At 46.1% G+C, this 25935-nt stretch carries 23 protein-coding genes and 1 tRNA gene; 10 read left to right on the plus strand and 14 right to left on the minus strand.

Annotated features, from left to right (window positions below):
- Positions 1 to 15: 15 nt before the first annotated feature.
- The 4 genes from BUB18_RS05370 to BUB18_RS05385 all read left to right on the plus strand — a co-directional run bounded on the left by BUB18_RS05370 (position 16) and on the right by BUB18_RS05385 (position 3383).
- Positions 16 to 573, plus strand: coding sequence for a hypothetical protein (locus BUB18_RS05370; protein ID WP_073078834.1), 558 nt, complete (start codon positions 16 to 18; stop codon positions 571 to 573).
- A gap of 11 nt (positions 574 to 584) precedes the next feature.
- Positions 585 to 1577, plus strand: a complete 993-nt coding sequence (locus BUB18_RS05375; RefSeq protein ID WP_073078836.1) for a DUF4407 domain-containing protein — start codon at positions 585 to 587, stop codon at positions 1575 to 1577.
- A gap of 33 nt (positions 1578 to 1610) precedes the next feature.
- On the plus strand, positions 1611 to 2720 hold the full coding sequence (locus BUB18_RS05380) for a type I restriction endonuclease (RefSeq protein ID WP_073078838.1): 1110 nt from the start codon (positions 1611 to 1613) through the stop codon (positions 2718 to 2720).
- Positions 2721 to 2810: 90 nt separating this feature from the next.
- Positions 2811 to 3383: a hypothetical protein gene (locus BUB18_RS05385; RefSeq protein WP_073078840.1), complete on the plus strand. Its 573-nt coding sequence runs from the start codon at positions 2811 to 2813 to the stop codon at positions 3381 to 3383.
- Positions 3384 to 3700: 317 nt separating this feature from the next.
- Here BUB18_RS05385 and BUB18_RS05390 read toward each other — a convergent pair whose 3' ends face one another.
- Positions 3701 to 4150 carry a hypothetical protein gene (locus tag BUB18_RS05390; protein ID WP_178372093.1) on the minus strand — a complete coding sequence of 150 codons (450 nt, stop codon included), beginning with the start codon at positions 4148 to 4150 and terminating at the stop codon, positions 3701 to 3703.
- A tRNA-Ser gene (locus BUB18_RS05395) sits at positions 4109 to 4193 on the minus strand. Before BUB18_RS05395 ends, BUB18_RS05390 begins: the two co-directional genes overlap by 42 nt.
- 211 nt (positions 4194 to 4404) lie before the next feature.
- Between BUB18_RS05395 and BUB18_RS05400 the strand changes: the two genes are divergently transcribed.
- Positions 4405 to 5127: a phytanoyl-CoA dioxygenase family protein gene (locus BUB18_RS05400; RefSeq protein WP_073078843.1), complete on the plus strand. Its 723-nt coding sequence runs from the start codon at positions 4405 to 4407 to the stop codon at positions 5125 to 5127.
- Here BUB18_RS05400 and BUB18_RS05405 read toward each other — a convergent pair.
- Positions 5119 to 6387 carry a hypothetical protein gene (locus BUB18_RS05405; protein ID WP_073079549.1) on the minus strand — a complete coding sequence of 423 codons (1269 nt, stop codon included), beginning with the start codon at positions 6385 to 6387 and terminating at the stop codon, positions 5119 to 5121. The genes BUB18_RS05400 and BUB18_RS05405 overlap by 9 nt on opposite strands.
- A 120-nt stretch (positions 6388 to 6507) precedes the next feature.
- Between BUB18_RS05405 and BUB18_RS05410 the strand changes: the two genes are divergently transcribed.
- Both BUB18_RS05410 and BUB18_RS05415 read left to right on the plus strand, forming a co-directional pair.
- A complete protein-coding gene (locus BUB18_RS05410; protein ID WP_073078845.1) occupies positions 6508 to 7632 on the plus strand; it encodes a hypothetical protein in 1125 nt (374 codons plus the stop codon).
- Positions 7633 to 7704: 72 nt separating this feature from the next.
- Positions 7705 to 8262, plus strand: coding sequence for an AAA family ATPase (locus tag BUB18_RS05415; RefSeq protein WP_073078847.1), 558 nt, complete (start codon positions 7705 to 7707; stop codon positions 8260 to 8262).
- Here BUB18_RS05415 and ligD read toward each other — a convergent pair.
- The 3 genes from ligD to BUB18_RS05430 are packed head-to-tail and all read right to left on the minus strand — an operon-like array spanning position 8257 to position 13117.
- Positions 8257 to 11025 carry a DNA ligase D gene (gene ligD / locus BUB18_RS05420; RefSeq protein WP_073078849.1) on the minus strand — a complete coding sequence of 923 codons (2769 nt, stop codon included), beginning with the start codon at positions 11023 to 11025 and terminating at the stop codon, positions 8257 to 8259. The genes BUB18_RS05415 and ligD overlap by 6 nt on opposite strands.
- Positions 11026 to 11068: 43 nt before the next feature.
- Positions 11069 to 12598 (minus strand): FAD-dependent oxidoreductase, encoded by a 1530-nt coding sequence (locus tag BUB18_RS05425; protein WP_073078851.1) that lies wholly within the window; start codon positions 12596 to 12598, stop codon positions 11069 to 11071.
- A 12-nt stretch (positions 12599 to 12610) separates the two neighbouring features.
- Positions 12611 to 13117: a CinA family protein gene (locus tag BUB18_RS05430; protein WP_073078853.1), complete on the minus strand. Its 507-nt coding sequence runs from the start codon at positions 13115 to 13117 to the stop codon at positions 12611 to 12613.
- A gap of 75 nt (positions 13118 to 13192) precedes the next feature.
- On the opposite strand from BUB18_RS05430, the gene BUB18_RS05435 reads away from it, so the two are divergent.
- Together BUB18_RS05435 and BUB18_RS05440 are read left to right on the plus strand one after the other, a co-directional pair.
- Complete coding sequence (locus BUB18_RS05435; RefSeq protein ID WP_073078855.1) at positions 13193 to 14584, plus strand: MmgE/PrpD family protein; 1392 nt, start codon at positions 13193 to 13195, stop codon at positions 14582 to 14584.
- Positions 14585 to 14646: 62 nt separating this feature from the next.
- Positions 14647 to 15339 carry an HAD family hydrolase gene (locus BUB18_RS05440; protein ID WP_073078857.1) on the plus strand — a complete coding sequence of 231 codons (693 nt, stop codon included), beginning with the start codon at positions 14647 to 14649 and terminating at the stop codon, positions 15337 to 15339.
- A gap of 95 nt (positions 15340 to 15434) precedes the next feature.
- On the opposite strand, the gene BUB18_RS05445 is transcribed toward BUB18_RS05440, so the two are convergent.
- A complete protein-coding gene (locus BUB18_RS05445) occupies positions 15435 to 16289 on the minus strand; it encodes a fumarylacetoacetate hydrolase family protein (protein WP_073078859.1) in 855 nt (284 codons plus the stop codon).
- Positions 16290 to 17801 (minus strand): malate dehydrogenase (quinone), encoded by a 1512-nt coding sequence (gene mqo, locus BUB18_RS05450; RefSeq protein WP_073078861.1) that lies wholly within the window; start codon positions 17799 to 17801, stop codon positions 16290 to 16292.
- An 86-nt stretch (positions 17802 to 17887) separates the two neighbouring features.
- Between mqo and BUB18_RS05455 the strand changes: the two genes are divergently transcribed.
- On the plus strand, positions 17888 to 18511 hold the full coding sequence (locus tag BUB18_RS05455; RefSeq protein WP_143159841.1) for a hypothetical protein: 624 nt from the start codon (positions 17888 to 17890) through the stop codon (positions 18509 to 18511).
- Positions 18512 to 18570: 59 nt separating this feature from the next.
- On the opposite strand, the gene BUB18_RS05460 is transcribed toward BUB18_RS05455, so the two are convergent.
- The 6 genes from BUB18_RS05460 to BUB18_RS05485 form a co-directional block, all read right to left on the minus strand.
- Positions 18571 to 19062 (minus strand): hypothetical protein, encoded by a 492-nt coding sequence (locus BUB18_RS05460; protein ID WP_073078865.1) that lies wholly within the window; start codon positions 19060 to 19062, stop codon positions 18571 to 18573.
- Positions 19063 to 19174: 112 nt separating this feature from the next.
- Positions 19175 to 21535, minus strand: coding sequence for a hypothetical protein (locus BUB18_RS05465; RefSeq protein ID WP_073078866.1), 2361 nt, complete (start codon positions 21533 to 21535; stop codon positions 19175 to 19177).
- A 32-nt stretch (positions 21536 to 21567) separates the two neighbouring features.
- Entirely contained in the window at positions 21568 to 23139 is a 1572-nt protein-coding gene (locus tag BUB18_RS05470) for a PKD domain-containing protein (protein WP_073078868.1), read from the minus strand.
- 17 nt (positions 23140 to 23156) lie between these two features.
- Positions 23157 to 24254, minus strand: a complete 1098-nt coding sequence (locus tag BUB18_RS05475; protein WP_073078869.1) for a hypothetical protein — start codon at positions 24252 to 24254, stop codon at positions 23157 to 23159.
- Positions 24247 to 25077, minus strand: coding sequence for a hypothetical protein (locus BUB18_RS05480; RefSeq protein ID WP_073078871.1), 831 nt, complete (start codon positions 25075 to 25077; stop codon positions 24247 to 24249). The genes BUB18_RS05475 and BUB18_RS05480 overlap by 8 nt, the downstream gene beginning before the upstream one ends.
- A gap of 2 nt (positions 25078 to 25079) precedes the next feature.
- A complete protein-coding gene (locus BUB18_RS05485; protein WP_073078873.1) occupies positions 25080 to 25934 on the minus strand; it encodes a hypothetical protein in 855 nt (284 codons plus the stop codon).
- Position 25935: the final 1 nt, after the last annotated feature.

Consider the following 25935-nt stretch of genomic DNA (forward strand, 5'->3'; position numbering starts at 1 on the left):
TTAACTAAAAAAAGTATGAGTCTGTTCAATTTTTTTAACCGGTCACGACGAAACGGTCAAATCCCAACGTCGGCAGTTGAAGGCGCCATACCCGTCATCTCCGAATCAACATTCATTGAGAAAGAACCTGACTCCAAACAGGAAAATCAGGCGTCCCCGCTTAACGAAGGCATTCAGCTTTTATATGAATTTCTAGACAAGAATTACGAAATCAAAGGTTACGATGACGCCTTGGTAAATCCAGACAACACCCATCTGGAACAAAATGTGATTGCATTGAAAAATGACCTGGAAAGGTCTATCAGGAAAGTGAAAACTTTCTACGAAGACTTCATCCGTGAAATCAACTTCCACATTGCGAGTAGAAGCAGAAGTGGCATGATAGATATTGTGGAGGAGCTTACGGTCAAGAAGGAAACTGCAGAGAGCCATATCAGTCAGGTTATAGAAATTGAAGAGCAGTCCAGGCGCAATGAAGGAGTCGGCCACGGCATCATCATCAGCTATACGCGTGGATTCAGAAATGGCCTTGCCGCAATTTCCAGTCATCTTATTCTGAATAAAAACTATTAAAAATCGGGATAATGAAACATCTATGGATTCGATTCGGCTGCTTCATGACCGGATACAATTACAGCATTCTGCGAAACTGCAGCGAAGCAGCTTTTAAAGCTGTGAAGAAGTACACTGCCGCCATACTAATTGTGTGCATCCTTTGGTTTTTTATCGGTTTTACATTTGCGCATCGTTATTTAGCGCTCAGCTTACCAGGCTGTGTGTTGGCAGGCGCAATTTCCATTATAATCATTGTTCAGGTGGAGAAGCAAATCATCTTATCCATCCATCCTAACCGGCTACTGGTTATTTTCAGAGGTTGTTTAGCAGCTATGATGTCTATCCTGGGAGCAGTAATTATCGACCAGATATTATTTGAAAAAGATATTGAGATCCAGAAAATCTCCTACATCTCAGAAAAAGTAGACAGGATACTTCCCTCAAAAACGGAAGAGTTAAGAAAGCAGGTTGCGACCCTGGAAGCAACGATTACCAAGAAAGAAGAGGAAAAAAACAAGTACATAGAAGATATTGCCAAACAGCCAACCAGTACAGCCAAAACTACTCAAAGCGTTACAAAACGTATACCAGAGCGGATAGTAACGTCTACCGGCAAGGATTCTACCATTTGGAAAACAACAAGTGATATTACGGTTGCATCTGCTTTGGTTCCAAATCCTAAAATAGCGCTCCTTCCAGGCATTGATATGGCCATTGACGCGCTGCGGCAACAAAAAAATCAAAAAGAAAATGAATTACTATACATCAAACCCGCACTGGAGAAAGAAATGAAAGCAAATACAGGCTTTCTCGATGAGTTAACGATTATGAAACAAATGTTATCCGCCTCTTACGTTGCATTGGGATTCTGGATTCTTTGGATTCTATTTTTCCTGTTTCTGGAGATGTTGGTATTATTTAGTAAACTGGGCGACAGGTCAAACGATTACGAAAAGGTGGTATTGCATCATATGAGCCTGCAGATGCGGCGACTAGATACACTTGGAAAAAAATTTGAATAAAAAACCTCTCATAAGAAAAACAAAATAATTCCCATGGATTTTAAAGATGAGATCAAACTTTTCGGCGACAAAGTCGAAAAGCTCAAAAACCAGATTCAGACTGAAGAAGCTACTAAGAATGCTTTCATTATGCCATTCATTAAAGTGCTCGGATATGATGTATTTGATCCATTTGAAGTAATGCCGGAATTTATCGCAGACATTGGCATAAAAAAAGGGGAAAAAGTGGACTATGCCATCATGAAAGACGGTAAGCCGTCCATACTCATTGAATGCAAGCATTGGAAAGAAAGTCTGGATCCACACAATTCACAACTCTTTCGATACTTCCATACTTCCTCCGCAAAATTCGGTTTATTATCTAATGGGATAGTTTATCGGTTTTACACGGATCTTGCTGAACAAAATAAGATGGATGATAAGCCTTTTTTTGAATTTAATGTTACGGATATAAAGGACAACCAAATAGAGGAATTAAAGAAGTTTCACAAATCCTACTTTAATCTGGAGAGCATTCAAACCACCGCAAGTGAACTTAAGTACATGAATGAACTGAAAACATTAATAAATAATGAATTTCAAAATCCTTCTGAAGGTTTAATAAAGCTCTTTACCAAACAGATTTATAAAGGGATGTTAACTTCAAAAATCATTGAACAGTTTGGCGCACTTACCAGGAAATCAATACAGCAATATATAAATGACCTTATTACAGAACGGCTTAAATCCGCACTTAAAAAAGAGAATGAGAGCTCGCCTGCTGATGAAGAGAAAGAAATAGGAAAACCCAGCATAGAGGAAAAGGATTCATTAATTGAAACAACCGAAGAGGAAAAGGAAGGTTATATGGTTGTAAAACTAATGCTACGGCAAAAGGTAAAACCGGCCAGAATCGCATACAGGGATGCACAGTCTTATTTTGCCATCCTATTGGATGACAATAACAGAAAAACGATATGCAGATTGTATTTCAATGGTTCACGAAAGTACATTGGTACTTTTGATGAGCAAAAAAAAGAAACAAGGACAGAGATTTTTACTGTCGATGACATTTTCAAATTCGAAGATATTCTTAGTAAAACGGTAGAATGGTATGATTCGGAAAAAGTGCAGCCCCAAACCTTCCAGCCTGTATCTCAGTGAAAGGTGTCGATACTTATTATTTTCTGGTATATATCATCCGGGGTCACTACACAGTTAAATTACGGTACTTAATAAATTCAAATTATTCTTATGTTGTTAAAAAAACATCCTTATTGGAAGACAGTTGTTATTATTTGGGTAATTATTAGTTCATTTTATTCAGCTTCCTGCCAATCGACAAAATCCGATTCAGACCCTAAAGAGCAAAAAAGCAAAGCAGAACTTTTTTCCAACAAATCAGGCTCTCTGATTCAAAAGCAATTTATTGATATTGGTTCGCTGAGAGGCTGTCAGATTAAAGTAGTCCAGTTAACAGACTTGATTGGTGGTGAAACCACCAAGGCGGTGCGTTTTGAATACATTTATCCGGGAGCCTATTCTTCTGATACGAAAATTGGCATACTTGATATAGATGAGGTAGATGCATTAATTAAGTCTTTAAACATCTTAAAAGACAAGGTAATACCGACGACACCAGAACTATATACTGAGATTGCGTATAAAAGCCGCGGCGGCTTCCAGGCAGGCTGCTTTATTTCAAGAAAACAATGGTCCTCCTTTTTAAAACTAGAGCAATTTGATGATAAATCCTATGTGTTTATGAAAGATGGGGATATTATTCAGTTGTTGTCATTATTGAATGATGCAAAGGCCAAATTCTAATAATATGATATCCGGATGTCATCAACTAATTTGGAAGCCAGGTATTACAAATCATTTTTAGAAAAATACACATCCCATAAATGCAAAAAAGCCTTCACGTAATGTGAAGGCTTTTAAATATCTGCGGAGAGTCAGAGATTCGAACCCCGGGACCTGTTACAGTCAAAATCATTTTTGCAAAGACTCTCCTAAATCTCCATAAAGTCAAAAAGCCTTCACGCAATGTGAAGGCTTTTAAATATCTGCGGAGAGTCAGGGATTCGAACCCCGGGACCTGTTACAGTCAAAATCATTTTTGCAAAGACTCTCCTAAATCTCTATAAAGTCAAAAAGCCTTCACGCAATGGGAAGGCTTTTAAAATTTGCGGAGAGTCAGGGATTCGAACCCCGGGACCTGTTACAGTCAAAATCATTTTTGCAAAGACTCTCCTAAATCTCCATAAAGTCAAAAAGCCTTCACGCAATGTGAAGGCTTTTAAAATTTGCGGAGAGTCAGGGATTCGAACCCCGGGACCTGTTACAGTCAAAATCATTTTTGCAAAGACTCTCCTAAATCTCCATAAAGTCAAAAAGCCTTCACGCAATGTGAAGGCTTTTAAAATTTGCGGAGAGTCAGGGATTCGAACCCCGGGACCTGTTACAGTCAAAATCATTTTTGCAAAGACTCTCCTAAATCTCCATAAAGTCAAAAAGCCTTCACGCAATGTGAAGGCTTTTAAAATTTGCGGAGAGTCAGGGATTCGAACCCCGGGACCTGTTACAGTCAACAGTTTTCAAGACTGCCGCAATCGACCGCTCTGCCAACTCTCCAGTGGACCACAAAAGTATAAAACCATTTGATTTTAAAAAATTTTTAGCCATTTTTTTAAAATATATTTTTAACGTATAATCAGGCGTACGCGAGGAATGCGGTGAATCCCACTGCCCTAATCCCTACAGCTGCCACTTTTGCTGGCAATAAAAATCAAAAATCCTGTGCTGCAGCTGGTATCAGCACACAACTTTATATTATTTTAGCAGTATGAACAACCTGGCCCAGCATAAACAATTATTCGAAAACAAGGGATTTGATATTGTAGGAGATGTGTACGACGCTGCTTCTATCGATACCATTATAGCCGCCATTCAGCAGGCCGATACTAATAGACCAACATTTCGCCGCTCCGCCGACCTCTTCGCCATACGCCGGTTTCTGCATGAAATCCCGCAAGTATTGCCGCTGCTTTTAAATGAAAACATGCGTAAGCTTATCACCGAAATCATGGGGCCAGATTACTTTATTGTAAAAAGTATCTTCTTCGATAAGCCAGCAGGCTCCAATTGGTATGTAAGCTATCACCAGGACCTTACTATATCCGTGGATAACCGGCAGGAATTAGCTGGTTTCGGCCCCTGGACGGTAAAAACAAATCAGTTCGCCGTTCAGCCCCCACTTGCCTATTTGCAAAATATCGTCACACTCCGTATACACCTCGACGTTACCACCGCCAACAACGGCGCACTCCGCGTTATCCCGGGCTCACATAAACAAGGCGTTTTCCGCCCTGAAAATATCGACTGGTCCACCACCAGCGAAAGCACCTGTGAAGTTCCTGCCGGCGGAGTCATGCTCATGAAACCGCTGTTGTTACATAGTTCCGGCAGAACCACCAATGAGCAGCAACGGCGTGTCATCCACATCGAATTTTCCAATATGGCCCTGCCATCTTCCATAAACTGGGCAGAAAAAATAACGCTACAGTAGCTTGTATTGCCTGTCGCCCGTGGTGAAGAGGGCTTTGCGCACCGCCGCAGGACCGGCAAACCTATATTGCACCCCCACAATGGCAGTGGGTGAATTTTGCGCTTTCAGGGTATAGACGGGGTTCTCATTTACATAAAACTTATATACGCCATCAGCAGACGTTATTTTCAAATCCACCCAGTTACGTGGATCACAACCAAAGCCTGACAAGTCCCCCATAGCACTGTTCACCGCTGCACCTCCCGCCACGAGCGATAAATCACCGATACAGCCCTTAGCACTTAATGGCACTATGATCACATCATTTTCACATAGTAACAGCACCTCTATACGCTGACAAGCCCCGCTCCCCTCTTCAAAATCGCTACGTACACTGGTTTCAAAAGTAAAATTGTCGTTTCGCAGACCCGGCAGCTGCTGTACATTGTACATGCGCACTTCCGGCAATTTAGGCTGCAGGGATATTTTATATTGCTCTAACAGGGCGCGACTAACAACGATCATACTATCCCTTTCATAATCTGTTTTTTTGAAGTAGACAGGTACCTCTTCCTGTGGCTGCACCGCCAGCCAGCCGTCCGAGTTAATGATCAGGTCGTGGTGCCGCACCTCATCCGCGCCGATCAGCAGCCTTGCCCTGAAAAATCCAGGGTAATAATAAATACTCGAAAAAGCAGTGCGGTGCTTATCTACCGCCCTACGGCGACTCACATCCCATGACTGGGCTATAAATACGGAATCGTCACTGGCAGCTTGGGCATTATAATTAAACACCACCGAGTTAGGCACCCCGGCAGTCAACACTTTCGTACTGCTAAACTGGTAGGCGCTGCTATCACGAGTACCAGCCTTACCCCTACCAGGCCTTGCCACCCAGGCCAGCAACCCTAATATAACCACCAGCAATAGCAGCGCCCACCAGCGCCAATGAAAAGACCCCGGAGCAACTTTCACAGGTTGTATAGTAGCAATGGATTCCTCAGGCGCAAGCGATAAACGAAAAGCCTGCCAGTCCGTAAAGCCGGCATATTGCGCCAATGCATTCAGGGTGGTTACTGCCGGTGCACTGTTATATTTCACCCGGCCAAATACCCGCTTCAGGGTGGTCACGCTTAGCAACACACCCGTCTTTTCTTCTATGGCCACACTCAGTTTTTCATAGTCGTAATTACTCCAGGCAGTATGGTCCCCGCGCCCCAACGTAGCTACTACTGCCGCCAGACATTTATTTATGTAATATGAATTATCTACATTACTCATTGTATAACAATAAAATACCAACTTGAACAGGCTTGCACCAACTTGCTTCGTGTATGTTATCCCGTTAAGGTAAGTAATATTCAGTTTTGCTGCAGTTAACAATTAAAAAAGCTGAATCACATGAAAATTTCCTGCGGCAAAGTATTATTAACGGCATGGATATTATCTGCCACCTTCGCGAATGCATCCGCACAGCAAAAAGAAATCAAAGCGGTTATGACCGCTGAAAACTGGCAGTTCGAACCTGGGCAGGTGGAGTTCCTGAAAGAACAGGGTAAACCAGTAATGAAATTACTAAAATCCAGGGCCACCTGGAAAGGAGTGGATTTTGCTACCGGCACCCTTTCCTTCGATATATGGCCTGGCGATCCCGACTTTGTTTCCTGCTACTTCCGGGAACAATCCATTGACGAAAGGGAATGTTTCTATTTCCGCACCAGCTTCGCCGGCAATCCGGATGGCTACCAGGGTATTCAATATGCACCATTCCTTAATGGCGTTAACCTATGGGACCTTCTGCCGGAATACCAGACCGGAGCCACCTTTAGCAAAAACCAATGGAACCATGTTAAAATGGTCATTTCCGAAAAACAAATGCGTGTATTCATTAACGATATGCACGCACCAGCGCTCGTGGTACCACACCTCGAAGGCAATACCACACACGGCGGGATCAGCTTTGAAGGACAGGCATTGCTCACTAACTTAACCATATTACCCGGCGCCATTGAACATCTCCCAAATGAACCTGGTTTTGATATTACTGATAATGACGCCCGGTATATACGTAAATGGGAAACGCTGAAGGAGTATAAACTACCCGGCAGCACCGACTTTGACGCCTCCTGGTACCCCGACAGCAGTGCCACCTGGGAACCCATCACCACCGAAAGAAAAGGCATGATTAACCTCACACGAAAAGTGGGCATTAACCACACCCGTAAAATCACGTGGCTTAAAACTACCATCACCGCTGATGCAGCCTGCACCAGGACATTGCGATTAGGCTTCAGTGATGACATCTGGGTGTTCGTTAATAAACAACTGACCTATGTAGATAAGAATATCTACGGCAGCCCCATGGCCAAATCGCCGGAAGGCCGTATCAGCCTGGATAACGGATTTCTGGAATTACCGCTGCAGACCGGACGCAATGAGATCATGATCGCCCTGGCCAGCAACTTTTATGGATGGGGACTGATAGCAAGGTTTGATAAAAACGAAGGCATACATTTAATACGTTAAGGTGCACGTCTGCATCCGGGGGCAGGAAAATTAACGCGACTTCACATGCAGGAAATGCAGTAAATTGTATGCATGCATAGTAAAGAAAACTTTTTCATCCTTACCGGCGGCCCCGGCGCCGGTAAAAGTACTCTCCTGGAGGCACTCGGACAGCGTGGGTACGACACCGTACCCGAAGCCGGACGAATCATTATCCAGGAACAGGTAAAACTAAAAGGAAACGCGCTGCCATGGGCAGATACCGCCGCCTATTCGCAAAGGATGCTGGAAAAATCAATTGCAGATTACCAGGAATTCCTGACCACCACCAATACCTGTTTTTTCGACAGAGGCATACCGGATGTTCTCGGGTATGTACAACTGATTAACGGGCCTGACACCGCGTTGTATGAAAGTGCAGTAGCCGAATTCCGCTACAATACGGATGTATTCATCCTGCCGCCCTGGAAAGACATCTACCAGCAGGACACAGAAAGAAAGCAGGATTTTGAAACCGCAGTAGCTACCTACAGGCAAATGGTGGAAACCTATACCGCTAACGGCTATACGCTAATAGAAGTACCCCATGACGTACCTACGGCCAGGGCCACCTTTGTGCTCAATCACCTGTATACCTTGCGGACGTTATAACAACGACTGTAGCTTATTCAACACCTGATTCAGGTTGATCCCCTTGCCCAGTAGTCCTTTCAGCAGATCTCCCTTTTTCGCCAGCCGCTCCGGCATTGTATAGATGTTAAAATCCTTCATATTCAATCCTTTCTTTACCTCACTCCAGCTAAGTGGTGCAGACACGGTGGCCCCTGGTTTTGGCCGGAGAGAATAGGCGCAAGCCATCGTTTGTATCTGACGATTCTGTAAAAAATCCAGGTAAATAAGCCCTTTGCGCTTGGCAGGCGTGCGTACTACACTGGTGGTTTCCGGCAGTCGTTTGTTGACGATACCTACTACCAGATCCGCCAGCATCCGCGACTGATCAAAAGTATATTTCGCGCCCAGCGGAATCAGGATATGCATGCCCGTAGAGCCGGAAGTTTTTACATAAGAATCGGCCCCAATGGCATCCAGCACATCTTTCACTACCAGCGCAGTTTCTACTACCTGGCTAAAAGGGTTTTTATCCGGATCCAGGTCGATCAGGCAATAATCGGGATTATCCGGTTTCTTAATAGTGCTATGCCAGGGATTCAATTCAATACATCCCAGGTTGGCCATGTAAAGCAAGGTAGCCTTGTCCTTACACACCAGGAAGGACTTCGTTTCCCCGTCCGACTCACTCGTGTACGGAAAGGTGGAGATCCAGTCAGCCACCTTATCTTCCACATTTTTCTGGTAAAAATTAAAGCCGTTAATGCCCTCCGGGAATCGGTTGAGCGACTGTGGCCGGTCTTTCAGATACGGAAAAATATAATCCGCCACCGCTGCATAATAATTGATCATATCCCTTTTGGTAATCTTTTCCAGCGGCCAGTAATATTTATCCAGGTTGGTAAATTTCAGCAAATGTCCATCCATTTTCACTTCCACGTCCTTTTCATCTGGCGGTAAAAATCCATTGGCGGTATTGCCTTTTTTATTTCGGGGAGATGTAGTGGCTTTCTTTGCTGTAGCGCCTTTTGCAGGAGCGGCGGCAGCTTTTTTAGGTGTGGCCTTTGCGGTGGCTGCCTTTTTCGGTGTAGCCTTTTTTGCAGCTGCTTTTTTGGGTGCAGCCTTTTTAGCGGCTGCTTTCTTTGGTGGTTTTGCGGTGGTTGCCATTTTTGTAATTTTTTCAGATGGAGGTGTTGCTACTACCTTTTCATTTTTTTCATTGGCGCCTTTCTTATCTTCTCTCAGTCCAAGAAATATAGGCTGGCGAAGGATGCCTTCCTGCGTCACTTCTGCGTACTTCACCATACACACCAGTTCCGGCTTGAGCCAGGTAACCGGCATATTGGTTTTAGGCACGGGGCTAAATGGGCTTTTATCCGTTTTGAGCGGCTGAAACTTTGCATAAAGTTCCTTCAGTAGTTGTTCATTGAAGCCACCGCCGGTATGCCCGATATAATGCAACTTTTTTCCAACGTACTTCCCTAATACCACGGCTCCAAAGTATTTACGACTGTTACGCCCTTCCGTATAACCGCAGATGATTGCTTCCATTTGCTGGTTATTTTTAATCTTCAGCCAGCTCTCTGCTCGGCGGCCGGTAGAATAAACACTGTCCGCCGCTTTCGCCATGATGCCCTCCAGTCCCCGCTTTACAGCCGCTTCAAAAAAAGCGGTACCCTCACCTGTAATGTGATTGCTGTACAATAATACCGGGTTATCCTGCGGCAAAATGCTTTCCAGCAGCTGCTTGCGTTCCAGTAATGGCAGCTGCCGCAGGTCACGGCCATCGTACCATAACAAATCGAAAATATAGTATACAATGTGGGCACTCCTGCCTGTTTTCAGGAAGTTTTGCAGCGCCTGAAAATCCGGATCGCCATTGTCGTTAAGGGCTACAATTTCTCCATCCACCACGGCTTTGGTGTTCCATTCCTTCAAGGCATCCACTACGGTATTGAACTTGGTGTTAAAGCTAATCTGGTTGCGCGATAACAGTTCTACTTTCGCTTTATTGAGATACCCGATGGCCCGGTAGCCGTCCCACTTAATTTCGTATATCCAGTCGGGTTTGTCGAACGGCCCTTTGGTAAGCGTGGCCAGCATGGGCTGCACTTCTTTAGGCATGGGCGCTTTTTTGCCGGCAGGTTTTACCGGTTCAGGTGCAGCTTTTTTTCGTACAGGCTTTTCCGTTACCTTCGCAGCACGGTTGCTTTTCCATTCTTTTTCAGGTGCAGCGGCTACCTGTTCTATTGTTTTGGAAGATATGACCGACTTATTTTTTTTAGTGACATCGGCCGTGGTAGCATACTTATCGTTTAGCTTCATGAGCAGCCAGGCATTCTCCCCGCGGCCGGAGGCTTTTACCAGTGCAAACTCACCTTTTAGCTTCTTCCCTTTCAGTATAAATTTTATTTTACCGCTGTACAACTGGTGGAGGAGCTGCTTTTCAGGTGATGTCTTTAGCTTTTTGTCGGCTTCCGCCGGCAGGTATTCACCTTCATCCCAAACGATAACGGTGCCGGCACCATAGTTCCCTTTGGGAATAATGCCTTCAAAGTCCTTATAATCGAAGGGGTGATCCTCCACCATCATAGCCAGGCGTTTTACTTCCGGGTCCATAGACGGGCCTTTAGGTACGGCCCAGCTTTTGAGCACGCCTTCCATTTCCAGGCGGAAGTCGTAGTGAAGGTGTGACGCATCATGCTTTTGCACTACAAAATGCAACGTTTTACCTCCACTTTTACCACCTGTAGGTTCCGGTGTTGTGTTGAATGTTCGCTTTTGCCTGTACTTCGCTAAACTCATACGTAGGCGTTTACTCTTATAAAACAATTAAGGGCATAATAGTTCATTTCACCGTAGCGGCCACATGCAATGCCTGCAGGGCCATGGTAGCCGGGCAATTCAGCACCTGTCCGTCCGGGCTATAGCGTGCGCCGTGGCAGGGGCAGTCCCATGACCTTTCTCCGCTGTTCCAGTTCACATCACATTTGAGGTGGGTACATACCGGGCTTACGGAGTGCAGCTCCCCGGTTTCATCTTTATAAACGGCCATTTTTTCCGATTCGTAGGTAATCACCCGGCCTTCTCCCGGCGCCAGATCGGCCAGCAGGTGAAGGGAGGCGGCAGGTATCAGCTTACCTACAAACTGCATGGCTACATCTGCATTGTGCGAAATGAAATTACTGAATCCCGCGATGGGTTTTAGTCGGTTGGGGTCCAGTATCATTTCCAGCTCATTGGGCACACCCAACAGCATATCGCGCAGCAGCAAAGCCGCTATGGTTCCGTATATCATGCCGTTACCACTAAAGCCGGTGGCTACGTAAACATCTTCTTCTTCGCCCGGCAGCTGACCTATGTACGGCAGCCCATCCACCGGTTCGTAGAATTGTGATGACCATCGCTGGGTGATTTCTTCCACCTTGAAATGCTTATGCACCCAGGCTTCCAGCTGCCGGAAGCAGAGGGTGGTATTTTCATGGTGTCCTGTTTTATGATCTTCCCCGCCCACGATCAGGTACTGCTGCCCGTCTACTTCCTGACTGCGTATGTAGTGGAAGGGCTCTTCCATGTCGTAGTACAGGTCCTGCGGGTAATCGTTTTGTGCGAGTCGCGCCGCTAATGCATAGCTCCTGTAAGGTATACAACGCAGGTGCAGCAGATTGATGCCTGGGGGGATATGAGTGGCCAGCACCAGTTTTCGCCCGGTAAACGTTTGTTCACCGGCGGTAATTTCAACCTTTCCCTTATGTTCAATTTTGGTGACTCGTGTATTTTCCAAAATTACACCGCCGATATTTTCAAAGGCCTTTGCCAGCTCGTATAGGTATGGCAGTGGTGAAAACTTGGCCTGTCCTTTTACCTGTATGGCGGAGATGCAGGATATAGGCAGTGGTAGCGTAGCAACGCGGCTTACATCGAGGCCGGCGTTCGTAGCAGCAGTAGCTTCGCGATCCAGTGCTTCGTCCTGCTCTTTGTTTTGCGCATACTGGTAGGCATCGGCTGTGTTAAAGCCGCAGTCGATGCTATATTCCTGTGTCATTTTTTCGATGAATGCAATAGCATTAGCGCTGGCCTTCGCGATGCTGCGGGCTGCAGGCAGACCGAAATTTTTCTCGATTGTTTCGTAAGAAACGTCCAGCAGCGTGTTAAGGTGTGCGGTGGTGCCGCCGGTGGTGCCGTAGCCCAGGTTGGCGGCTTCGAGGAGGAGGCATTTAAACCCTGCTTCCTGTAGCAGTAAGGCGGTGGTAACGCCTGTGATGCCACCTCCCACTATTATTATGTCGTATACCTGTTCATGGCGGGTACTGCTCAGTGGAAATGCAGATATATGTTGCTGCCATAAACTGATCGTGTATCCATCTCTGTTAATCATAACCAGCAGTTTTTATGATGAAACAATACTTCCTGCCTGCAAGGCTGCCAGGAAATGCCCCAGTATTTCGTTGGAGAAGTAATAACGTACCGCCAGCGGATCATCCGGTGCTGCCAGAATTTTCCCTGCGGCTATTTCTTTTTTATCTTTTGCAATGGAATAGAAAGCATAAAGTTGTGTTATCCCTGCTTCCGGTACGGGCGAGGCGTAACCGGTGATCCCAATTCCCCAATTTGATGAAAAGAGGGTACAACACTTTTCGGCCATGGTAGTAGCTGTGTATGCGGACACACAATTACAACGCTCTCCGTGTATAGGATCCAGGTGCAGATGCCTCGACTTCTGCCCCAGGTTATAGGTAGTAATACCACCCTGGAAAAATGCAGTTGCATTAAATGCGGACGAAAATGCCACCTGTAACATACCGGCAGTAACGCTTTCTGCTACTGCCAGCGTTTGTGCTGCGGCTACCAGCCTGTCCCGTATCTGGTTAACTGTTATCTCATCTATCATTTTCATATATCTTTTTTATTCTAACACTGTGCCATGAATGGCATAGAAATTAGCATGCCTTTTTAAACAACAGTTTTGGATATGAAAACACAGATAGATCAAATGGCAGACTATGTTACCCGCAAAAAATGGGAAGATCTGTCGCCCGAAATACTGTCCCAGCTTAAAAATCATTTGTTAGACAGCGCAGCCTCGTTTGTTTTTTCCCAAACGCAGGAAACGCCCCAAAAGGTGGCTGCATCTCTCCAAAAAATCAGTAACAGCCTGCAACTGCCCGCCGATCATGCCGCTCAATATTATACCACGCTGATCAGGTATCCTGACTTTATGGACAACTTCCTAGCCAAGGAGGCTACCTGCCACCCTTCCGACAACATAGGTGCGCTGCTGGCCGCCTGCCAGCTAAAAGAAGTGAGCGGGAAGGATTTTCTGCTGGCGATGGCGATTGCATATCAAATGGAATGCAGGCTGACAGAGCAGTTACCGGTTATGATCAACGGATATGACCATACTGCTTTACTGGCCTTTTCTGCCACTGCCGGCATTGGCCGGCTGCTCGGACTCACACCTGATGAAATGGCCAATGCACTGGCTATTGCCGGAGTCAGCTATAACCCGCTGGTTACTTCCCGGGCCTCGTATACTACTGAATGGAAGGGGCTGGCATCTTCCTTAGTAACAAATGGTGCAGTGAATATTGCCGTGATGGCGCAGCAACAGGTAACGGGCCCGCGCAAATTATTTGAGCTGCCTGAAAAAGGATACAACGCCATTTATGGATTGAAACTGGAATACGACTGGGAGAAGGAAAATTTTGAGCTGATTCCGAAATGTATCCTAAAAACATTTAACGCGGAAGTACATACGCAATCGGCACTGGAAGCCATACAGGAACTAACCATTGCACATAATTTAACGGCAGAAAAAGTCTCGGAAATTGACATCACAGTTTTTCTGACGGCCCTGCATATTGTTGGAAATGGTGAATACGGGGATCGTATGCATGTGTATTCGAAGGAGCAGGGCGACCATAGCCTGCCTTATGTTGCAGCGGCTACTTTAATTGACCAGCAGTTATATCCACCGCAGCTTACACCGGCACGCATCAAACAACTGGATGTACAGGAGTTGCTCAAAAAAGTACATTGTCATACCGGTCTGCCTATTCACAAACCGGTGAAAGTGGTGGGCATACTCGATCCATATACGGTGGCCTATCCTGACAAGGTATGCAGCAAAGTAAAAATCACCCTGACCGATAGCAGTCATTACGTGTTGGAAAAAGAAGACTACAAAGGATTTTTTACCCGTCCGTTAACGGAGGATGAAATTAAAATGAAATTTGAGAAAATAAATGCGGATAATACCGGGGCGGCCTACCGGCAACGGCTATACCAGTGTATTGAACACCTGGAAAACCGCAGCGCCAATGAATTACTGGAGCTGTTATTACTGCCGGACAAAATGGAATAATCTTCGGCTGCTGTAGGAAGTCGGCCGTTTCGTTTACCTTTGTGTAAGACGAATCAGAAAACATGAAAGATAAGTTAAAGATCATAGCCTTTGATGCCGACGACACGCTTTGGGTAAATGAACCGTACTTCCGCGAAAACGAATTGAAATTTGCTGAATTGATGGCCGGGTATATGTCACAGGACGAGATTCTGCAAATAATGTTTCAGACGGAAATGAAGAACCTGAAACTATACGGATATGGCGTGAAGGGGTTTATGCTTAGTATGATAGAAGCGGCAAACCTGATTACAGGAGGAAAAGCAGATGCCGCCATCATCAATAAAATCATCGCACTCGGACAGGATCAGTTGCAAAAACCGGTGGAATTACTGGATGGTGTTGAAGAGGTGTTGCAGCATCTGCAGGGAAAATACAAGCTGGTAGTAGCTACCAAAGGGGATTTGCTGGACCAGCAGCGAAAGGTAAAAAGTTCCGGTTTACAGGATTACTTCCATCATGTGGAGGTAATGAGTGACAAGAAAGCGGCGGACTATTCCAGTATGCTGAAGAAGCTGAGTTGCACACCTTCTTCGTTTCTGATGCTGGGAAACAGTATGAAATCAGATGTGCTGCCGGTGTTGGAGCTGGATGGTTATGCGTCGCATATTCCGTATCATATCACCTGGGCGCACGAGCTGCATGATGAGGAGCCGCAGCATCCGAATTATATAAAATTGGCTAATATCAGGGAGATATTAGGGCACCTGGATTAGATTTTTTTAGCTGTTTAACGGTCTGCCTTCGGCAGACCGTTAAACAGCTAGCCCACGGCCGCTGGCCGTGGGCTAGCTGTTTTTTTGTGAATATTTTAAATGCCATACGCACGCATTAATTGTTTCCCTGAGCCGAGTCCGTCGATGCCATATTCAATAATATCACCGGGGCGGAGAAAGCGGGGCGGCATTTGCCCGATGCCACTGCCGGCGGGAGAACCTGTGGAAATGATATCACCGGGAAAGAGCCCGAAAAATTCGCTGGTATAGGCCGTGAGTTCGGGTACTTTCCAGATCAGGTCAGCGGTGGTACCGTTCTGCATATATTCACCGTTTAATTTCAGCCATACCTTTAGATTTCCCGGATCCGGTATTTCATCTTTCGTAACAAAATAAGGACCCAGCGGCGCAAACGTATTACACCCTTTGCCTTTATCCCAGGTACCTCCCCGCTTTTTCATGTAGGCACGTTCGCTGATATCATTGTGGAGAATATAACCTGCCACGTAGTCCATGGCCTGCGGTTTTTCGATATTGGTACCGGTTTTACCGATCACGATGCCCAGTTCCGTTTCCCAATCTGTTTCCACACTGTTCTTCGGGATGGTAACGCCATCGTAAGGTCCGTTAAGTGCACTCATGGCTTTCAGGAAAAGGATGGGCTCTGATTCGCCCACAAAACCGGTTTCGCGGATATGATCCTTGTAGTTAAGCCCTACACATACAATTTTGCCTGGATTGGCCAGCGGGATACCTGTACGCGCCAGCGCCGGAACTTCCGGCAACCTTGTGCCTTCTTTTTCCAGGAAGAGGGCCAGGCGATCCAGGCCACCGCTGCCTAAAAATTCGTTCGTATAGTCTTCACCGAGAGCGGATACATCGTATCGCTTGTTGTTCAATAGTATCCCTGGCTTTTCTTCACCGGGATTACCCCATCGTAGTAACTTCATCTATTTGTTTTTGATTTCAGGCTGGTGCCAGTCCAATTTAAGACTTTTACTGGTCCAGTTCCTGATTTTAGTGATGAGTGCGGGATTACCTTCCAGTTGGGTACCATAGGTAGGTATGAGTTGTTGTAAGGTATCCCTCCATTCATCTGTTACCTTATCGGGGAAGCAGGTTTCGAGCAGTTCCAGCATGATAGGCACCGCGGTGGAAGCGCCGGGGGAGGCACCCAGCAATGCGGCGATGGTACCGTCCTTACTGGTAACCGTTTCTGTTCCGAAACGCAGTTCTGCCCCCCCTTTGGGGTTGTTATAAATCACCTGCACGCGTTGCCCTGCTTCCTGCAGGGTCCAGTCTTCCGCCTTTGCTTCGGGGTAAAATACCCTCAATGCGTCGATGCGGTCATCGAAGGAAAGTGTGAGTTGTTGCAGCAGATATTTTTCCAGGTCAAAATTTTCCAGCCCCACTCGCATCAGCGGCAGGATATTCCAGTATTTGATGGATTCAAACAAGTCCCAGAAGGAGCCTTCTTTGAGGAATTTAGTGGAGAAAGTGGCGAAAGGTCCGAACAGGATGGCTTTTTCGCCATCGATGATGCGGGTATCCAGGTGGGGCACGCTCATGGGAGGTGCGCCCACGGAGGCTTGTCCATATACCTTTGCGTGGTGGCGGTTTACCACCTCAGGGTTGCGGCATACGAGCCATTCACCGCCTACGGGAAAACCGCCGTAGAGGCGGGATTCGGGAATGGCGCTGTCCTGCAGTAGTTCCAGCGCGCCACCGCCGGCGCCAACGAATACGAAATCCGCCGTTACAGTAACGGTGGATTTGCTGCGACGGTTTTTGATCCTCAGCTCCCAGCGGCCATCGGTCAGTTGTTTCAGGTCTTTTATTTCGTGGTCGAGATGTAATTTTACGCCCGGCTGTTTTTCGAGTTGATGAATAAGCGTACGGGTGAGGGTGCCATAATTCACGTCTGTACCTAACTCCATGTAGGTAGCTGCCGCTTTTTCTGAGAGGCTGCGACCTTCCATTACCAGCGGTATCCATTCTTTGAGTTGCTGTGGGTCTTCGGAATATTCCATTCCCTGGTACAGCTGGTATTGCTGTAAAGCTTCAAAGCGTTTACGCAGGTAGGTCACATCTTTTTCGCCATGCACAAAGCTCATATGGGGTACGCTGCGGATGAATACTGCCGGGTCCCTGATGTAGGTGGCATCTACCAGCGAAGCCCAGAATTGCTTGGTTACTTCAAACTGCTCAATAATATGCAGGGCCTTATGCGTGTCAATACTGCCATCTTCTTTTTCCGGCGTGTAGTTTAATTCACAGAGCGCGGAGTGGCCGGTGCCAGCATTATTCCAGGCATCAGAACTTTCAGCCGCTACTCTGTCGAGCCGCTCATAGATGTGTATCGACCAGTCGGGGGCGAGTTGTTTCAATAATGTTCCCAGTGTAGCACTCATAATACCTGCGCCAATCAATAACACGTCCGTATGAAGCTGTTGTTTTTGCATATAGGATCAATTTGTGAAGTACACTTATATAAAATGAAGTTTTATTAAAAAAGTTTATGAACTTTAAGAGATATAAACATTTTTTTATGAAAAGGTACTGGATACTGATCATGGCAGGCATGGCCACTGCCTGTAATCAACCCACTCAACAATCAGGCCACGAGGCCGACACCATACATCCTGCTGCCGTAGAAACCGCACCTGTTACGGACTCCACAACACTGATCCAACCGGGAAAGCGCATAGGCATTACTGTTATACAGGCGAATGCCGACTCTCTTATAAAGATAATCGGGAAACCTGATTTTTCAGATGCGGCGATGGGGACTTATTTAAACACCTGGTACGCCAGGCATACAGACGGGATTTATCAGACCAGTATTTTTAGCCAGCGTAATATGGGTGGGCCGGATGAGGCTATCACACATGTAAAGTCCGTATACGTTACCTCCCATGCGTTCCGTACTACGAACGGTTTAGGGCCTGGTACACAGATGTCCACCATACAAAACTTATATACGTTACAACATACCGGCACCTTTGTGAAAGATAAAGATAGTCTGGACTTGTATGAAGATTTAAAATCCGGTATCAGCTTCGAGGCGGGTAAGGACGGAATCTGCAGGGGAGTGCTGGTATATGCGCCGGAGGATAGCGGTGCAGCACGGCGGAGTGTGCATAGCGATTGGACATTTGTAGCGAAAAAGTGAGGTACTCAAAGAAGACGAAGCGGGGAAGCGCACTGCGTGTGTTTCCCCGCTTTAGTTTTTTACAGGGCTGTCCGGCGGGTTTTAGCAACCGGTACACGGGTATGCACCCCCGCTACGTTTACGGTAACAAAGGCATCAAAAGGCTGATAAGCGGCTACGGTACCTGTTTGGGTAAGCCCGTCTTCCAGTTCAAACCAGACTTCCGATCCTTTGTAGTAATAAAAAAGGAGGTCCAGGTATTCCAGCTCTGCTTTCATATCCGCGTTTTTGTAGGTAAACAGCGGATAGGAGTTTTTTTGAAAAACGCGGTTACTGATTTCCGTTTTAATATATGAATCGTTGAAGAGGTTGGGCAGATTATTTCTTTCTGCTATTTTGAGGATGGTATTTTCTTTACCTTCTTTTACGCGCCCCCAGTACTTCTTGTCTTTTTCGCTCTGGTAGATTTTCTGTCGGATATCCGCTTGTAACCATTCTACCTGGAGCACCACAAAAAAATCGTAGATAGACAATTCACGGGTCTTCTCACACTTAAGCGTTAATGTTTCCATAATTAGGATATAGGGTTTAAATGAGGGGTTAAAAATCAAATGGGGATCCAGGGGATAATGTCGGGGAAAAGAGTCACTTAATCAGGAGGAGATTAAATGACTCTTTTATTTGCTAAAACATTTTTTTGAAATAGTAGAGTGCGTAATAAGGCGGCATATTTTCGTGAGGCTGGTTCTCACCTACTTTTGCCATTGCGTTAGCTACGGCACCATTTTGATCCCCATCCCATGGTGGAGTGGTTGCTTTACCGTTTTGTACCATTGTTCCTGTACCGCTCGTACTCTGGCTGCCGGAGGCGTTCAAACCGTGGCGGTGCTGTGGCATCTGGCCTACGGTTAGTGTTACAGTAGCAGCGCCACCGGTTTTACCCAACTGATAACTTAGTCCTGCACCCAACACGAACCGATCTCTCAAGTCTGGCGTGCCTTCCCTGCCATCGCAAAGGTGATATCCAAAATAACCTTTTACCTTACCCCAGCCATTTGCATCAAAGAGGTTGCCAATAACGCCATCAGTAGCTGCAATGAGGAAGGGTTGCTGTAATTCATAGTTGGCTGACAGGCACCAGTCATTACCTGAAAACACACAGTTGAACACGATACCTCCATCATGATTGAGCATATGCCATACATCGGCAGTAGTAATTTTCTTCAGGATATCAGGGTTTCCACCTGCATAGTTACTAACGATATAGATATTTTTACCACTTAATCCAAGCGCGGTACAGTCAAAATGAATGGTAAACCGGTTACCTTCGACCGCACCATCATTGCTCAGACTGATGTACAGGTCATCATTCAGTGTAACATTACCTGTTACGTACTGGTAGATTTTTTCCTTCCCTACCTGCAACTGCATGATTTGTGTATTGGTAAATGCACTGATGACATTGACGCCATTCACATCTCCCTTATCCATTTTACCTACAAAATGACTATAGGAATAAGCGGCGGCTCTTACAGGAATGTAACCTTTTGTTTCGCTGGAAGTATACGGCTGATAAATTCTGCTATCTACTGGCTTCAGCAGTCCTCCAGTTGAAAATGAGGCTTCTGAAAGAAATCCGTGCACATCATCAGAAGGCAGTGCTTTATAGGGAGTATAGCTTTTCTGCGACTGGTAACGGTAAGTGATCAGGTAATTACATACAGGATCTTTATAGGCATCTACCTCGCAAATACCATACAGGGTATTTACAGGAAAGGTGTATTCAACTTCCACGTTGCCCATGTTGTCTGTAGGATCGGGAGTACATTTTATAATCACATGGTCACAGTCTGGCACCACCAGCATGTATTCTCCTGTCATAAAACTTTCACCACCATCAACAGATACATCGTCAATATTGAGTACATCCAGTTGCAGATTGATGGCAAGGCCTTGTTTTACGGAAGATATTACCCGGCGATAGATCCCATTCGGGAAATACACCCGCCAGCCGTTGAAATCGCCGTTGGTAAAGTCTTCGGTAGATTTATAAATACCGCCGGTCGCGCCTCCTAATAATGTGAGGATATTGAAAGAAGCATCTACCGACCAGTTTTGTGAGCGCATACCCCAGGCAACCTGGATTTGGTTTTTATTGGCCGGCGATGTAGGATGCTGCCATTTAACTGACTCTATGCCTATCAACGGATTATCATTCGGATCGAGTACGATGTCATTAAAGTCGGCCTTCGTCCTCCAGTATTCAACGCGTTTGTCCTGGATAATGACGTTTCCACCTTCTGCCTTTATGCGGGCCACGTAAAAATCGCGGCCAACGTTTGGGGCCCCCGGGGTCTGATTCTGTTGCAGTTCCTTTTCGAGGGAATAAGTGCCACCGTCGTATTCAAAGGGATATTTATTGGCATTCGGAATGGCTGCACCAGGCGTAAAGGTACCTACTACACGGTATTTCAGGTGTTCTTCCACTACAAACTCAGCAATACCGGTGGTGGTAGTGGCAGGATGTGCCACGCGGGCATGCAGGTCGTCGATTACTTCCAGCACATCGTACTCCTGTTTGTTATACCGGGAGCCAGGGAAGGAGATCCTTGAAGGGAAGTTCGGCAAGCCACGCAGGGTGTTGGTAAATTGGGTCCCCACCCCTACCAGGTCGCCGTTAATGGCAAGGCTTACGCTACCCTGTTCTTCATACACCGGCTGATAGCGGAGCTTTACCCAATACCAGTTACCATCAGCCGGCACGGGAATACCATTGGTTTCCGGCAGGAAGATAAAATTACCATCGGCATCAATACCTTTTGCTTCCCTGATTTTAATTGTTTTCTGACCAACTGTTGTATCGAGATCTCTTTCTACTTTTGCATTCAGGAAATCCGGATCCTGCCGTTCGTTTTTGATAAGGCCGAAAGTCATTGAATTCTCCAGGATATTCTTTCGGAATCCCTGCTGATCCATAAAATCAGCAAACCTGTTGAGTTCAATAGCTTCTAAAAATAAGTCAGGGCAAAATTTAAATTTTGACATTTACGAGCTTATAATAATTTAACAATCTGTTATTAACTTATCACTTTATAACCTACACCCGGCAAGAGTTCATAGGATATATCAGTATCACTGAGTAATTGCTCCGCCGGGTCCAGGCTGAGGTCAAAAATGGCCTCTCCCCTGTCTCTTGTCAGCAGCATAGTATCGGTATTAGTGACCTGCGTATAGGTATCCAGTACCTGTGTATCGGCTGTTACCGCGTCGGTGGTAATGATACGATAGTTGAGCAGTACGCTGGCGGTAGCGGGTTGTGTGAGGTCTGCGTCCTGGAAGAAGCGTACATTAACGTTTGCGCTGCGCACAATCTTCTTGCCGTATGGCAGTACCGCCTGTTCGGTTACGGTGTTATTGGTAATTGTTAAGCTGGCATAAAGCAGTGTAACCGGTTCATCGCCACAAGTGCCGCTGGACAAGGTCACTGCCACACCTTCCTCACCGTCTCCGAGTACAACATCATGGAAAATGTATAATCCATCTCCCTGGTATGGCTGGCAGACAGTTTTATGCTGGTAATCGGCTTTTACTGAGCCCGCAGTACCTGCGATGGTTACATACATGTCATAAGTTCCTTTTGGAGGTGTTTTCAGCAGGGCACCGTCTGTGCTGCCTAACGGAACATCGAGCAGGGTAATAATATCCCCGTCTCCGTCCGGGCGCAATTCGATTTGGGTGATAAATGCCTGTTGCGCCAGGGAGTCGACATATGCCAGCAAAGTACCGTTAGTATTTGCTTCTCTGGCGTTAACGGTAATACTTACCTCATCCTGACCGATGGCTCCACGATTATCCGTGACGGTTAATCTGAATTTATAGAGTCCGGCAACGAGACCACTAAGTACTGGCCGTGCAATATTCGGATCGCTCAGTTGATAAGCCACCGGGCCAACAATTTTATCCCAATGCCAGGCAACGATGTTGCCATCTCCATCTGTGCCGCTTCCCTGCAGTTGTACAACAGGTGTATCTTCTACAAACACGGCAATGTCAGCCCCGGCATTAGCCACTGGCGGGGTATTTTCGACGGAAGGAATGGTGGTATCCGTCATAATAAACTCCAGCAAATTCAGGCCACCAGTAGTGGTGCGCGGCAGAAACAGATGATCCCATATTTTACCTGAATTAATATCCATAGTGGTGGTAACAAGGTCTTGTGTACCATCAGCGGTGGTATACCTGATGATCAGGTTGAGGGATAATTTTTTAGAGAAGCTATTGCTTACCATGGTAATTTTCCACCATTCAGCCACCTGCTTCGGAGGTTGTGTTACCAGGTCCAGTGTTTGACCTGGCAATACCAGGCATTTATCACTATAAAACGCGGGAACACTAGTACTCTTATCCCATGGTGCTATTTCCAGGTGCTGAAAACTAACGAACTGGCTACCACTGTACACAATCCGTACATTCAGCCGGTTACCGTTTACCGGTTCTACCGGAATTACCGGGCAGGTTTGCGGATCATAAACCGGTGGTGCATAATCAGGGTCTGTCAGCTTATTGATTTTTTTTCTGCCGGTAGCCTGCCCCGTGCCTACTATATATTCTTCGAGCCGGAGGTATTTAATCATCCCGGTATTTTGCATAATAACTGTATTTGGGGTTAATTAATCGGACAGGTAGTAGTATCCGGGACAGGTGGAAAGTAAGGTCCCGTACCCGTTCCCTCGATGTTTTGTTCTATATAGCCATCCGCCACACCTCGCAGTAGTCGCTTGCGCCTTCTATACGCCAGCTTACCGCTGTTGTGCTGCTTAACAGTATCTACCAGTACCTGGCGACAAACAGAGCTACCATTATTATAGTCGAGGGCATACCCTGCCGGGCAGGAATAGCCTCCTTCTCCGGTATGGAAATACTGACCGCGCATATCCGCAGTAGACCACAATACAGTAGGTATGCGTGAATCTTCCCAGTAAAGTTCGTCCCAGGTATTACTATAAATTTCTGCACCAAAACAAAGTAAATTGTTTACCCCTGCCTGTCCTTCCATTTGTATGATATTCCTGCCGGCTTTGAGCGGTACTTCAAACAGGCGCCATTCGCGATAAAGCGTAGTATTTGAAAAACTTACGATTGTCCTGTTGGAGCCCGCCTGGTTCGTGAGTATAATTCGGCCTGATGTGGTTGCGCTCACTGCCACCAGTACAATTTTATCAGCAGGCATTTCCAGCGTGGCAGTAAACCCTAGCCATTTATTCAGGATTGCGTCAGCTGCACCATCATTATTGAGGTCCACCCAAAGGCCGCACCGGTTCATTGCTCCCTCTGTTGATACCGCAGTAGGATTGGCCCAGAAAGGGTTGTTATAACCGAAATAGTAAGGAGAACCACCACCGGTAGGGGTATAAGAATTAATCCTGTAGATGAGCGCATAGTTATTCTGAAATGCAGTATTCGAGACTGCAACAGATTTATAGGGCGTTGCCGGCGGTGTTGCCATAGTATCAGTAGCCTTAATACAACTTGTGCTGTCTGCATTCATTACATAACCTGGAGCACAATAGAAAGAAGTGGCCTCACAGTAAGGGTCAATGGGCTCCCATACGTATGGAAGCGGACAAATATCAAAGTCCATCATTGGCTGTACATAATCCGGGTCAGCAGGATCGTTTGGCTTACGTACTCCTGTGGGCTGCCCTGTATTGGCATCTATTTGCACCAGCCACTGATATACAAGTTTTCCGGTATTATCAAGCATCGTTGAATTTTTTTAAAAAATTTTTACCACAATCTTTGACAGCATTTATATATCGCGACACGGACAATTCCTCAGGTACATGATAGCGTTGCATCACTTCAAAGGGTTCTGTGTGTCGAAATTTAGTTTTGTCGAATACCCTGGCATCGAGGTGGTGATAAAGTTTCACATTACGCCTCCAGCCTTTTCCATATTCAAAATCCAGTTCCGGTGAGAGTTCTGTTTTAAAGCCCCTGTCCCATATATTCCAGATCCAGGCACGCATCTCACAAATCCATCTGTCGTATTGGACATCAATATGCTTGCACATATACTCAAATAACCGGATACTGTCTTCCTCTACCTTATACCAGAAGTCTGCGTTTACCCCCGTGCCTATAGCATGAAATCCGCCTGGTTTACTTGTCCTTGGCTGCATGCCGATCACGTGTTCAAATTTTCCCGTTTCGATGAATTTACTGGCGTCACTCCAAAACCAGGTATCCGGTTTCAGTGGCACCTCGGGCAATGCGGATATCAACATATCCTGCTCAGCAAAAAAGAAATACTCCTGTTCACATGCCGGATACATCTCCCAGAATCGCCCGTATAAATGGGGCTTACAGGAGGGCTTATAAAAGCGCTGCTTCTTATCCTCGAAATAGTGACAGGTAGCTAATCGTTCGAATTTCCGGAAGTCTTCAGAAGGCTTGCCTTTAATTTCTGTCAGCAGAATAATATTTTGTTTAGGTATTTCCAGGTGTTCGATAGAAGAAAAGAAAACTTTGAGCTGCCAGTTGAACATAGTGGTATCCGCCTGCGTCAGCAACAATTTATACTGCATGCTTATTTTTTTGTGATCCTGACGAAAAAGTCCCCAAAATATTCGGTTGATAAGTTGCGACTTACTGTTGCACCGGCTTCTATTGTTTCGAGAGTAATTCTTGGTAACTGCATCCATCCACCATCGGGACCATCCGGGTCAACGGGCACCGAATCACCATCATAGGTGGTGACTTCCATCAACAAAGCATAGGCGTTACTGTTAGTACCATTAAAATCCGGAGCGGGGTGGTAGTAATCCACATCATAGGACCCGAAGGTATTGGTACTATCGAGTGTCACTAATGCGCCATCGTTACCTATAAATGAAAAAGAAGCGGTACCAACATCCGAACCCAGCTGTATAGCCACTGCGCCTGCTTGCCGGTAATATCCCCTATCGGAAGACACCACATTTATCAGCACTTCGCCAGACAGTTCGGGGAAAACAAACTTTTCCCATGATTCTGCCAAACAGCCCATTGCGGTGAGGCGGCCTTGAATAAATACAAACGCATCATAAGTAATAGTATTCTCTGCATATCTCCAGCTTTGTCCGACCCGTTCACCAGATATTATAACAAGGTGGTCTTCTCCTGATTCTGTAAAAGCGCTGCTTTCTGTTGCCTGAAGTGTAGCTGTATTCACGCCGGTACTAACAGTATAGGTAATAGGACCAGCCTGCTCTTTAGAGGTAAAATTATTGATAGTGAAATGTGTATTCTGCACGGGTATAAAAGGGCATCCTGTTGCATCTTCCACCGGTGCCACGTAATCCGGATCACCCGGAACATTCGGCTTTACCACCCCGGTAGGAAGTCCTGTGGTGCTGGAATACTGCACGAGCAAGGCATATTGTTTCTTTCCTGTATTTGCCATA

The sequence above is a fragment of the Chitinophaga jiangningensis genome (genome assembly GCF_900142605.1).
Lineage (GTDB): Bacteria > Bacteroidota > Bacteroidia > Chitinophagales > Chitinophagaceae > Chitinophaga > Chitinophaga jiangningensis.

Bases quoted from the DNA above. Each gene is read 5' to 3' on its own strand.
- BUB18_RS05370 (WP_073078834.1), top strand. From the start codon at position 16: ATGAGTCTGTTCAATTTTTTTAACCGGTCACGACGAAACGGTCAAATC.
- BUB18_RS05375 (WP_073078836.1), top strand. From the start codon at position 585: ATGAAACATCTATGGATTCGATTCGGCTGCTTCATGACCGGATACAAT.
- BUB18_RS05380 (WP_073078838.1), top strand. From the start codon at position 1,611: ATGGATTTTAAAGATGAGATCAAACTTTTCGGCGACAAAGTCGAAAAG.
- BUB18_RS05385 (WP_073078840.1), top strand. From the start codon at position 2,811: ATGTTGTTAAAAAAACATCCTTATTGGAAGACAGTTGTTATTATTTGG.
- BUB18_RS05400 (WP_073078843.1), top strand. From the start codon at position 4,405: ATGAACAACCTGGCCCAGCATAAACAATTATTCGAAAACAAGGGATTT.
- BUB18_RS05405 (WP_073079549.1), bottom strand. From the start codon at position 6,387: ATGAGTAATGTAGATAATTCATATTACATAAATAAATGTCTGGCGGCA.
- BUB18_RS05410 (WP_073078845.1), top strand. From the start codon at position 6,508: ATGAAAATTTCCTGCGGCAAAGTATTATTAACGGCATGGATATTATCT.
- BUB18_RS05415 (WP_073078847.1), top strand. From the start codon at position 7,705: ATGCATAGTAAAGAAAACTTTTTCATCCTTACCGGCGGCCCCGGCGCC.
- ligD (WP_073078849.1), bottom strand. From the start codon at position 11,025: ATGAGTTTAGCGAAGTACAGGCAAAAGCGAACATTCAACACAACACCG.
- BUB18_RS05425 (WP_073078851.1), bottom strand. From the start codon at position 12,598: ATGATTAACAGAGATGGATACACGATCAGTTTATGGCAGCAACATATA.
- BUB18_RS05430 (WP_073078853.1), bottom strand. From the start codon at position 13,117: ATGAAAATGATAGATGAGATAACAGTTAACCAGATACGGGACAGGCTG.
- BUB18_RS05435 (WP_073078855.1), top strand. From the start codon at position 13,193: ATGAAAACACAGATAGATCAAATGGCAGACTATGTTACCCGCAAAAAA.
- BUB18_RS05440 (WP_073078857.1), top strand. From the start codon at position 14,647: ATGAAAGATAAGTTAAAGATCATAGCCTTTGATGCCGACGACACGCTT.
- BUB18_RS05445 (WP_073078859.1), bottom strand. From the start codon at position 16,289: ATGAAGTTACTACGATGGGGTAATCCCGGTGAAGAAAAGCCAGGGATA.
- mqo (WP_073078861.1), bottom strand. From the start codon at position 17,801: ATGCAAAAACAACAGCTTCATACGGACGTGTTATTGATTGGCGCAGGT.
- BUB18_RS05455 (WP_143159841.1), top strand. From the start codon at position 17,888: ATGAAAAGGTACTGGATACTGATCATGGCAGGCATGGCCACTGCCTGT.
- BUB18_RS05460 (WP_073078865.1), bottom strand. From the start codon at position 19,062: ATGGAAACATTAACGCTTAAGTGTGAGAAGACCCGTGAATTGTCTATC.
- BUB18_RS05465 (WP_073078866.1), bottom strand. From the start codon at position 21,535: ATGTCAAAATTTAAATTTTGCCCTGACTTATTTTTAGAAGCTATTGAA.
- BUB18_RS05470 (WP_073078868.1), bottom strand. From the start codon at position 23,139: ATGCAAAATACCGGGATGATTAAATACCTCCGGCTCGAAGAATATATA.
- BUB18_RS05475 (WP_073078869.1), bottom strand. From the start codon at position 24,254: ATGCTTGATAATACCGGAAAACTTGTATATCAGTGGCTGGTGCAAATA.
- BUB18_RS05480 (WP_073078871.1), bottom strand. From the start codon at position 25,077: ATGCAGTATAAATTGTTGCTGACGCAGGCGGATACCACTATGTTCAAC.
- BUB18_RS05485 (WP_073078873.1), bottom strand. From the start codon at position 25,934: ATGGCAAATACAGGAAAGAAACAATATGCCTTGCTCGTGCAGTATTCC.